At 47.2% G+C, this 415-nt stretch carries 1 pseudogene; it reads right to left on the bottom strand.

Annotated features, from left to right (window positions below):
• Positions 1-16 precede the first annotated feature (16 nt).
• A pseudogene (locus tag CIK04_RS29690) lies at positions 17-415 on the bottom strand (formate/nitrite transporter family protein); the annotation flags it as partial.

Raw genomic sequence — 415 nt, forward strand, 5'->3', positions numbered from 1 at the left:
TTGCTTTTCAGTCACATCAATTGTCTGGGGCTGTTTTCGCATGAGTCAGGTACAGAGGAATACAAGTGAACAGCAAGCCACCTACGATGTTACCAAGAATGGTTGGGATCAGGTTGAAGTTCAACCAAGTCGCGATACCAAAAATCCGCACCCAGCATCATACCTAGCGGGAACAGGAACATGTTCACCACCGCGTGCTCGAAAACCAACGCAAAGAAGATAAAGATAGGTAGCCACATTGCCGCAATTTTACCTGCAACAGTACGTGCAGAAAGGTTGCCAATCACGCCTAGACACACCATCAAGTTACACAGAATACCGCGCACAAAACAGGTGATCCAACCATCAGCACCAAGTTTCAAACCGACTGTACGAGTCAGTCGCTGCCTTGATAAAGGTTTGACCGACAGCATTT

Source organism: Vibrio sp. 03_296 (genome assembly GCF_002265885.1).